The 7,888-nt window shown below is 40.9% G+C and carries 9 protein-coding genes; 1 reads left to right on the top strand and 8 read right to left on the bottom strand.

From position 1 onward, the window contains the following. Positions 1-274 precede the first annotated feature (274 nt). The 3 genes from GX756_01395 to GX756_01385 all read right to left on the bottom strand — a co-directional run bounded on the left by GX756_01395 (position 275) and on the right by GX756_01385 (position 2,355). A complete protein-coding gene (locus GX756_01395) occupies positions 275-487 on the bottom strand; it encodes a helix-turn-helix transcriptional regulator (GenBank protein NLC16520.1) in 213 nt (70 codons plus the stop codon). Between the two features lie 200 nt (positions 488-687). After that, a complete protein-coding gene (locus GX756_01390; GenBank protein NLC16519.1) occupies positions 688-1,185 on the bottom strand; it encodes a nitroreductase family protein in 498 nt (165 codons plus the stop codon). An 84-nt stretch (positions 1,186-1,269) separates the two neighbouring features. Then, positions 1,270-2,355, bottom strand: coding sequence for a C40 family peptidase (locus GX756_01385; GenBank protein ID NLC16518.1), 1,086 nt, complete (start codon positions 2,353-2,355; stop codon positions 1,270-1,272). Between the two features lie 192 nt (positions 2,356-2,547). Between GX756_01385 and GX756_01380 the strand changes: the two genes are divergently transcribed. Then, complete coding sequence (locus tag GX756_01380; protein NLC16517.1) at positions 2,548-2,745, top strand: hypothetical protein; 198 nt, start codon at positions 2,548-2,550, stop codon at positions 2,743-2,745. A gap of 56 nt (positions 2,746-2,801) precedes the next feature. Here GX756_01380 and GX756_01375 read toward each other — a convergent pair whose 3' ends face one another. The 5 genes from GX756_01375 to GX756_01355 form a co-directional block, all read right to left on the bottom strand. Continuing rightward, positions 2,802-3,857, bottom strand: coding sequence for a branched-chain amino acid aminotransferase (locus tag GX756_01375; GenBank protein ID NLC16516.1), 1,056 nt, complete (start codon positions 3,855-3,857; stop codon positions 2,802-2,804). A gap of 3 nt (positions 3,858-3,860) precedes the next feature. Then, entirely contained in the window at positions 3,861-4,478 is a 618-nt protein-coding gene (locus GX756_01370; protein NLC16515.1) for a YigZ family protein, read from the bottom strand. After that, on the bottom strand, positions 4,471-5,694 hold the full coding sequence (locus GX756_01365) for a tyrosine--tRNA ligase (protein NLC16514.1): 1,224 nt from the start codon (positions 5,692-5,694) through the stop codon (positions 4,471-4,473). The genes GX756_01370 and GX756_01365 overlap by 8 nt, the downstream gene beginning before the upstream one ends. Before the next feature lie 27 nt (positions 5,695-5,721). Beyond that, entirely contained in the window at positions 5,722-6,912 is a 1,191-nt protein-coding gene (locus GX756_01360; GenBank protein ID NLC16513.1) for a PLP-dependent aminotransferase family protein, read from the bottom strand. Positions 6,913-7,168: 256 nt separating this feature from the next. Then, on the bottom strand, positions 7,169-7,888 hold a 720-nt coding region (locus GX756_01355; GenBank protein NLC16512.1), incomplete at its 5' end, for a hypothetical protein.

The following is a 7,888-nucleotide window of genomic DNA, read 5'->3' as shown; positions in this document are numbered from 1 at the left end:
GTCTTGCACCGCCCGACAGCTCTCTGAAAGTCCGACAAATTAACTTACTTGTTCCGGTCATGGTCTGAATATATTTACCAAACATAATATCACACAAATACTTCTTTTGTCAACATTTATATTATTAATAACATATGATTTTTTAAAACATATTGTTATCCCCAAATTTATAACCATAATAAAAAAAGATAATTTTCTAAAATATATTAAAAAAATAAAAAAAAGAAGACGGTTTTTTTAAAAGCCGCCTTCTTTTAAGTATGATTGATTTTTGTTAAATCAATTCTTTCCTGCCAATCAATTCGTCAATGCTGATGTCAAAAACATCGGCCAATCTCCAAAGCGGAGACATCGTAGGCTCAATCTTGCCTTTTTCCCATTCGCTGACACATTGCTGCGTTACGCCTACCTGACTGGCAAGTTTTTGTTGGCTGAGTTTGCGCTCCTTACGGAGCATCCTCAAATTTTTTGCAAATGCTTTTTCCATAATCACCCTTTCTCCATAAGTAAAATTTTTTCGCTATAACGAATTAACGCCAATAATTATACCACAACAGTTTTAAACTGTAAAGAATATAAGCTAATTAATAAATAATTTTGTCAAGATTTTGATACAAGTTTGCGTTTTTTAACAACGCTTTGATAACTTTGGCAATATTTATCTTTAAATAAATTGTCAATTATGCGTTAAAAATGCTCAAAAACCAGCACATCTTCAAGTTCGCGCTTTTTTACTCTTCCTATCGGATTGTCGTGGTATCCCAGCGCGACAATCGAAATCAAGCGCATATCTTGCGGCGCGTTAAGTAAGATTGCCACGCTTTTTTCGTAATATTTGTTATAGCCCGCCACCCAGCACGAGCCCAAACCATGCGCGGTCGCCGCCAATAATATATTTTGAGTCGCGGCGCTTCCGTCTTCTACCATGTATTGGGTATTGCTGTTGCAAAATACCGCGATCAAAACAGGCGCTTTGTCCAAAAATTTGCCGTAATCCGTTATAGTCGCTATCGCCTGTTTCATTTTAGGTTCGGTTACGACCACAAAGCGCCAAGGCTGCGCGTTTTTTGCGCTTGGGGCCAACCTTGCGCAATCAATAATGTCATAAATAACATTGTGTGGTATAGGGCGAGAAGAAAACTTTCTCACGCTTTTTCTTGACTTAATTGCTTCAATCGCATCCATATCTAGCTCCTTTTTAAATAATATAAATAATTTACAATTTAAGTCAATTACCACTTTTGGTTATAAGTGATTACATCACTTTCCTTATAACATTCTTCTTGCAAGTATAAATCTTTGACGCCAGCCCGACGAGTAGTCTTGGATTCTAACTCCGCCAATTCCCCAAGTATGCAAAATCTTGTTATCGCCCAAATATATAACCACATGACCGATGCGCTCTATGCCCGTATTGTATCTTCTTGCCGAACTCCACATAAAAATCAAATCGCCGCGCTCAAGCTCGGACTCGTTTATTAAGATTCCTTCTTTGCTTTGGCTTCTTGAATCGGCCTTTAATTTGATTTGGGCGCCCATATAAAACGCATATTGAACAAAAGACGAACAATCAAAAGTCTTTCCCTTAAAATTGGGATTGGGCTTGCCGTTGTGGAACAAAAGTCTTTGCGCGCCATACTCATAAGGCACGCCCAGCACTTTTTTGCCTTCGGAAATTATGTTTTCTATTTGGGCGCTGACTTTTTCGGGGTCGTAAACCCTTGTATAATCGGGATTGGCTGAAATATAAGCTTGTCGACCCTTGTATAATATTTTATACCAATTTTGCGAGATTTTTTCAATCAAAGGGAGGTGCTCCAACCTATTCAATTTTCCCAAAACTTCGGATTGTGTCGTGGCTTGAGCCCTTATATTGACTACGGTCAATGCCTGGACTTGCATTCCCGAAACTAAATGCGGCGTAAAATTGCGCCATTTTACAATACGGGTATAAGACGGATTGGCGGAAATATAAGCTTTGTTTTGGTTGTAAAATACTTCATACCAATTGTCGTTGACTTTTGATATCAAAGGCAATGTCTCAAAATTATGTAATTGCCCCAAAACTTCCGCTTGCGCGGAAGCTTGTGCCCGTATGTTGACGATGGTTTTGGCCTGAACCTTGTTTTCGCTCAAAACCAATGCGGGCTCGTTTTGGTTGTCCAAATCGGCGCTTTCCTCAATACCGCCGCCGCCGTTTTCATAAGGCATATCAAAACCGTCGTCAATAATGTTGTCATTGGTTGTCTCAGACGGAATTTGGTCTTTGTAATTGTCGTTATCGGAACATCCAAAAAACAAATTAAAAGAAAATGCCGCGACGCAGCACAAAAAGATCGTTAGTATCCTTTTCATATTATATCCCTCGCCTTGTTTTCATTAAAAAGGATATATGAAATTATACAAAAATTCAATGTAAAAATTTTTCCAGCAATGGAAAAAAAAGACTAATCCAATTATAATTAATCAAAAAAAATAGGATATTAACCTTATTTGTGTTAAAATGATTACATTATTAAATAAAAAAATAAGAGGAGAAAATGATTAATGGCAAAAAAGAAATTTGATTTGATTTTGCTGATACTGTGTATCATGCCTTTTGGCTTGGACAAGCTCTACAAAGGCAGCGTAAAGTTTTTTGTCATAAAATTTTTGCTGCATTTGATAGGCATAGGCTTTATTTGGTGGTTGTATGATTTGATTTGCGCGCTGATAGGCAGATATAAAGTAAACCCTTTCAAATAAACAAAGCCTTTCAAACAACCAAAAAGCGCCCTGTATATCAGGGCGCTTTATTTTTTTTATTTTATTTTATAAGTCCAATTAAACACATCGGGCGCTCTTCCGTGCTGGATATCGGTAAGGCTTTTGTAAGCGTCCAAAGTAATCTTGCCCGTTTTTCCGTCTCCTACGGTATAGTCCTGCCCATTGTAGCCGATGACCCCCACGGGCGACACAACCGCGGCGGTGCCCGTGCCAAAACACTCTGTAACCTCGCCCGACTTAATGCCTTCTATAACTTCTTCTATCTCAATAAGCCTTTCTGTAACTTTATAGCCCTTATATCTTAACAACTCTATTATTGACATCCTGGTAATGCCGGGCAAAATGCTGCCTTCCAAAGAGGGCGTAATGACTTCGCCGTTTTTGACAAAAAAGATATTCATGCTGCCGACTTCTTCCACATACTTTTTGTATTGGGCGTCCAGCCATAATACTTGGTCGTAACCCAATTTTTCGGCTTTGTCGCTAGCTTTTAAGCTGGCGGCGTAATTTCCTATGAATTTGTAATTGCCCGTGCCGCCTTTAGCGGCGCGCACATAAAACTCTTCCACATAAAGCCTTACGGGCGCAAGGCCGTTGGCGTAATACGCGCCTACCGGCGACATTATTATGAACATTATATAGTTTTGGGCCGTATGGACTCCCAAAGAATTATCGTTGGCGATAATAACCGGCCTGATATACAATGATTCGCCCTCGCCTGTGGGTATCCAATCTTGGTCAAGGCGCACAAGCTCCACAAGATTTTGGAGCATTTTATGCTCGTCAATGGGCGGTATCATCATACGCTCGTTGGAAGAATTCATTCTTTTGAAGTTTTCCAATGGCCTGAACATCATTATCTCGCCCAAATGGTTTTTATACGCTTTGAGTCCTTCAAAAACGCCCTGGCCATAATGAAAAATTGAAGAAGACGGGTCCAAGACAAAAGGTTGATAAGGCTGGATTGTCTCGTCATGCCAGCCTTTATCGGCCGAATATTTAGCCACAAACATGTGGTCGGTAAACACTGTTCCAAACTTAATTTTGCCTATGGGTTTCGGTTTTGGGTTTTGCGTCTTGATGATTTTCATTTTTTATACACCTTCTTTCAAAAAAATCTCACTCTCGTTTAGATTAAGGGCGGTTTTGAGATTATCCAAAAACTCACGCAAGTAACAGTTATTAGCATAAAGTTTTATCTTAACATTTTCGCCCCATTCTTTGCTTACCAGCTCAATGTTTTTGTTTTGAAGCATATAATCTATTTTATTAAGGTCCGAATAACTTACCGAAAAACTTACCCAAGTTTTAGGCTTGACCGTTATAACCTGCGCGTTTTTCAAAACTTCGCTCGCCGCCTTGGAATACGCACGGACCAACCCTCCGGCGCCCAGCTTAATCCCCCCAAAGTATCTTATAACGGCGACCAACACCAACCTTAAGTCTTTTTGCTTTATCACATCCAAGATAGGTTTGCCCGCCGTGCCTTGCGGCTCGCCGTCGTCCGAGAACCGCATATTATTGGCTTGTGTGTCGGCTATGCATCCATAGCATATATGGGTCGCGTCCCAGTATTCTTTTCTTAAATCTTTCAAAATCGCCGTAGCGTGCTCCCAATCCTTTATTGGATAGGCTTTTGCCAAAAACCGCGATTTATTGATTATGATTTCGGTTTCAATTTGCGAACCTATGGTAAGGTATCCGTCATTCATCTAAAACGACCTTAATGCGAACCTTTTTGCCCTTGTGCAATATAAACTCTTTTTCGTCGGCGTATTGGGCTAGGGTATCGTCAATAGATTGGACTTTTTGTTGGTTTATGATCACGCCGCCGCCTTCAATAAGCCGTCTTGCTTGGCTCTTTGAAGAGGCGACTTCGGCCAAAACCATAATGTCAACCACGGGCATATCCAGGCTTGCTTTGATTTTTTTGGCGGGCATCTTGCCAGCAGCTCCTTCAAAAGCGGCTTTAGCCATCTCTTGCGCTAGGTCGGCTTCTTTTTTGCCGTGCGCCAAAAGCGTAACCTCATACGCCAATCGCTCTTTTGCTTTGTTTATGCGCTCGTCTTGATATTTGGTAAGCTCGTTGATTTCGTCCATATCTATAAAGGTCAGCAAGCTTAAATATTGTTTGACTAAATGGTCGCCGATATTTCTAAAATATTGATAAAACTCGTAAGGCGAAGTCTTGTCTTTGTCAAGCCACAAAGCGCCGCGAACGGACTTGCCCATTTTTACGCCTTCCGAGGTTTCCAATATCGTAAAGGTCATGCAATAGGCGTCTTTTTGCTCTTTTCGGCGGATAAGGTCGGCGCCCGCCAGCATGTTGGACCACTGCTCGTTGCCGCCCAGTTGCAAAGAGCAATTATATTTTTGGTTAAGCACCAAAAAATCATAAGCCTGCATGGGCATATAATTAAATTCCAAAAAAGTAAGCCCCGTTTCCATTCGGTTTTTATAACATTCCGCCGTCAGCATTTTATTGACCGAAAAATACGCGCCTATGTCCCTTATAAAGTCAATATAATTAAGTTTTAACAGCCAATCGGCGTTGTTTGCCAAAATAGCTTTGTTCTCGCCCTCAAAGTCAAGGACGCGCTGCATTTGGGTTTTGAACTTGCGCATATTATATTCAATGGCCTCTTTGGTCAGCATGGCCCTAAGCTCCGTTCTGCCCGAGGGGTCTCCGATCATAGCCGTTCCGCCTCCGATCAAAACAATGGGCTTATGGCCCGCCCTTTGCAAATGCGCCATCGCCATAAGCGGTATATAATGCCCTATATGAAGGCTGTCCGCCGTGGGGTCAAACCCTGCGTATAACACGATCGGTTCTTGTTCCAATTTTTTATATAACTCTTCCTCAAAAGTAACTTGTTGGAGATAGCCCCGCTCATGCAGGATATCCATTACATGCTTTTTAGCTGCCATAATTAGTACCTACCGTTTTTAGTTTATTTAGATTTTATTTATTTCGTCTTTAAAAAGTTCCCCCAACGCCTTTATCCCCGTCTCAATCTGCTCGGGAGTGGCGTTTGAAAAGTTAAGCCTTAATGTATTATGCCCTGAGTTTTGCGGATAAAAAACATTGCCATAGACATAAGCGACTTTTTTTTCTATTGCTTTGGGGAACAAACTTTGGGTGTTCACATCAGCCAAAAATTCGCCCCATACGAACATTCCGCCCTCGGGCTTGGTATAATTAAACTCTTGGGGCATATATTTAGCGAGCGCTTGTTCCATTAGTTCTTTTTTGGTTTTGTATATGGGTTTTGCTTTTTCGATTTGTTTTTTTATAAGGTCGCGTTTTAAAAACTCTTTTACTATGGCTTGGCTTAGGTGCGATGTATGGACATCGGCGCCTTGCTTGCATTTTTCCATTTGTTTTATTATGGGTTCGCTAGCCACGCACAGCCCGATTCTAAGCCCGGGCGAGATAATCTTAGAGAAACTTGTCACAAAGATTACATTATCGCCGCCAACGCCTTTGATAGACGGAACTTCCTCGCCCGCAAACCTAAGCTTGCTGTAAGGGTCGTCTTCTAGGACTATCACATTATATTTTTGGGTCATTTCGGCGATTAATTTTCGCTTTTGCAAAGGATATGTTTTGCCCGTAGGGTTGGAAAAAGTGGGCACAAGATAAACAAGCTTAGGCGAGTGTTTTTTTATCTTGTCTTCTAGGTCGTCCAGGTCAATGCCGTCGGCGACAGAGTTTACGCCTATAATGTTTACCTCGTAAGCCGCCGCGATTTGCAAAAACGCCAAATATGTAGGCGCTTCTACCAAAATAGTATCGCCTTTGTCTAAAAACGCCCTGCAAGCCAAGTCCAGCCCTTGCTGTCCGCCGCTTACTATCAAAATCTCATCGGGGCTGGCGTTATCAATCCCAAAAGATTTTACATAATCTACGCAAAGCTCCCTCAAAGAATACATCCCTTGGGTCGTTCCGTATTGCAAGATTCTTTTGGCGTCCTGGCCGGACATTAATTCTTGGGCGATTTGGGACACTTCTTGTATAGGAAGGCATTCGTTGGCGGGCAGGCCGCCTGCGAAAGAAATAATTTCCGAACTGGCCGTAAGTTTTAGAATCTCTCTTGTGGCCGTTCCAGCCATATTTTCCAAACGCGCGCTGAAATTTAAGCTCATAAATTCAACCTTAAAACAAATAATTTATATAATAATAACACCTTTTAAATTTGATTGCAAATTTATAAAAACGCCAAAAAACCCAAAACAAAAAAAGCAAGTTTATTAAATACTTGCTTAGTTTAAATAATATTTTATTTTGGATTTGGAGTTTATTTTTTTAAAAAGAGAATTTAATAAGCGTTATTAACTTAGGCGCGGTTTTTTGTTTATTAATGTTTTAATATCTCCAAAATATTATATCCTTTGTTAATTTTTATTCTTTATATTCGTCGCTAACTAAATAATCGTCCAAAAAACTATGCTTTTTGCCGCCTTTTCGATAGGCTATCACGGCGTCAAGATTGACATTGTGCATGCTTGTAAAGATATTAAGAACTATATTGGGATTGGTTTTTTCCAAAGACGCTATCAGCTCTTTTATTTCATAGCGCTTGCTGGATTCTTCATGCCGGGCGTGTCTTTGGGTGATTTTGCACGCGCATCTTAAAAACTCCAAGCCGTTATAGTTCGCCCACGCTTTTATATACTTTTCCCTTATCATATACATAGGGCGGATAAGCTCCATCCCTTCAAAATTAGCGCTTTTTAGCTTGGGCATCATCGTCTTAAACTCCGAGCCGTAAAACATGCTCAGCAATACGGTTTCAATGGCGTCGTCCATATGGTGCGCGAGCGCTATCTTGTTGCAGCCCAAATTTTGCGCGTTTTTGTAAAGATGTCCCCGCCTCATCCTAGCGCACAGATAACAAGGCGAGCCGCCCGCTTGGTCAACTACCTCAAAAATATCGGACTCAAACACTTTGATAGGGATTTCCAAAAGGCGGGCGTTTTGAATTATGGATTCCATATTTTGCGGGCTGTAGCCCGGATTCATAACCAAAAATTCCAGCTCAAAATTTACGGGGCTTCGCCTTTTTAGCTCTTGTAAGCACTTTGCCATCAAAAAAGAATCCTTGCCCCCCGAAATACATAC

It is taken from the genome of Clostridiales bacterium (genome assembly GCA_012512255.1).
GTDB lineage: Bacteria > Bacillota > Clostridia > Christensenellales > DUVY01 > DUVY01.
Note: the sequence above shows the minus strand (reverse complement) of the source record. Positions and strands in the feature narration are given on the sequence as shown.

What these genes read in the sequence shown, in the direction of transcription:
- GX756_01385 (NLC16518.1), bottom strand. Translation starts at nt 2,355, where the DNA reads ATGAAAAGGATACTAACGATCTTTTTGTGCTGCGTCGCGGCATTTTCT.
- GX756_01380 (NLC16517.1), top strand. Translation starts at nt 2,548, where the DNA reads ATGGCAAAAAAGAAATTTGATTTGATTTTGCTGATACTGTGTATCATG.
- GX756_01390 (NLC16519.1), bottom strand. Translation starts at nt 1,185, where the DNA reads ATGGATGCGATTGAAGCAATTAAGTCAAGAAAAAGCGTGAGAAAGTTT.
- GX756_01360 (NLC16513.1), bottom strand. Translation starts at nt 6,912, where the DNA reads ATGAGCTTAAATTTCAGCGCGCGTTTGGAAAATATGGCTGGAACGGCC.
- GX756_01395 (NLC16520.1), bottom strand. Translation starts at nt 487, where the DNA reads ATGGAAAAAGCATTTGCAAAAAATTTGAGGATGCTCCGTAAGGAGCGC.
- GX756_01365 (NLC16514.1), bottom strand. Translation starts at nt 5,694, where the DNA reads ATGGCAGCTAAAAAGCATGTAATGGATATCCTGCATGAGCGGGGCTAT.
- GX756_01375 (NLC16516.1), bottom strand. Translation starts at nt 3,857, where the DNA reads ATGAAAATCATCAAGACGCAAAACCCAAAACCGAAACCCATAGGCAAA.
- GX756_01370 (NLC16515.1), bottom strand. Translation starts at nt 4,478, where the DNA reads ATGAATGACGGATACCTTACCATAGGTTCGCAAATTGAAACCGAAATC.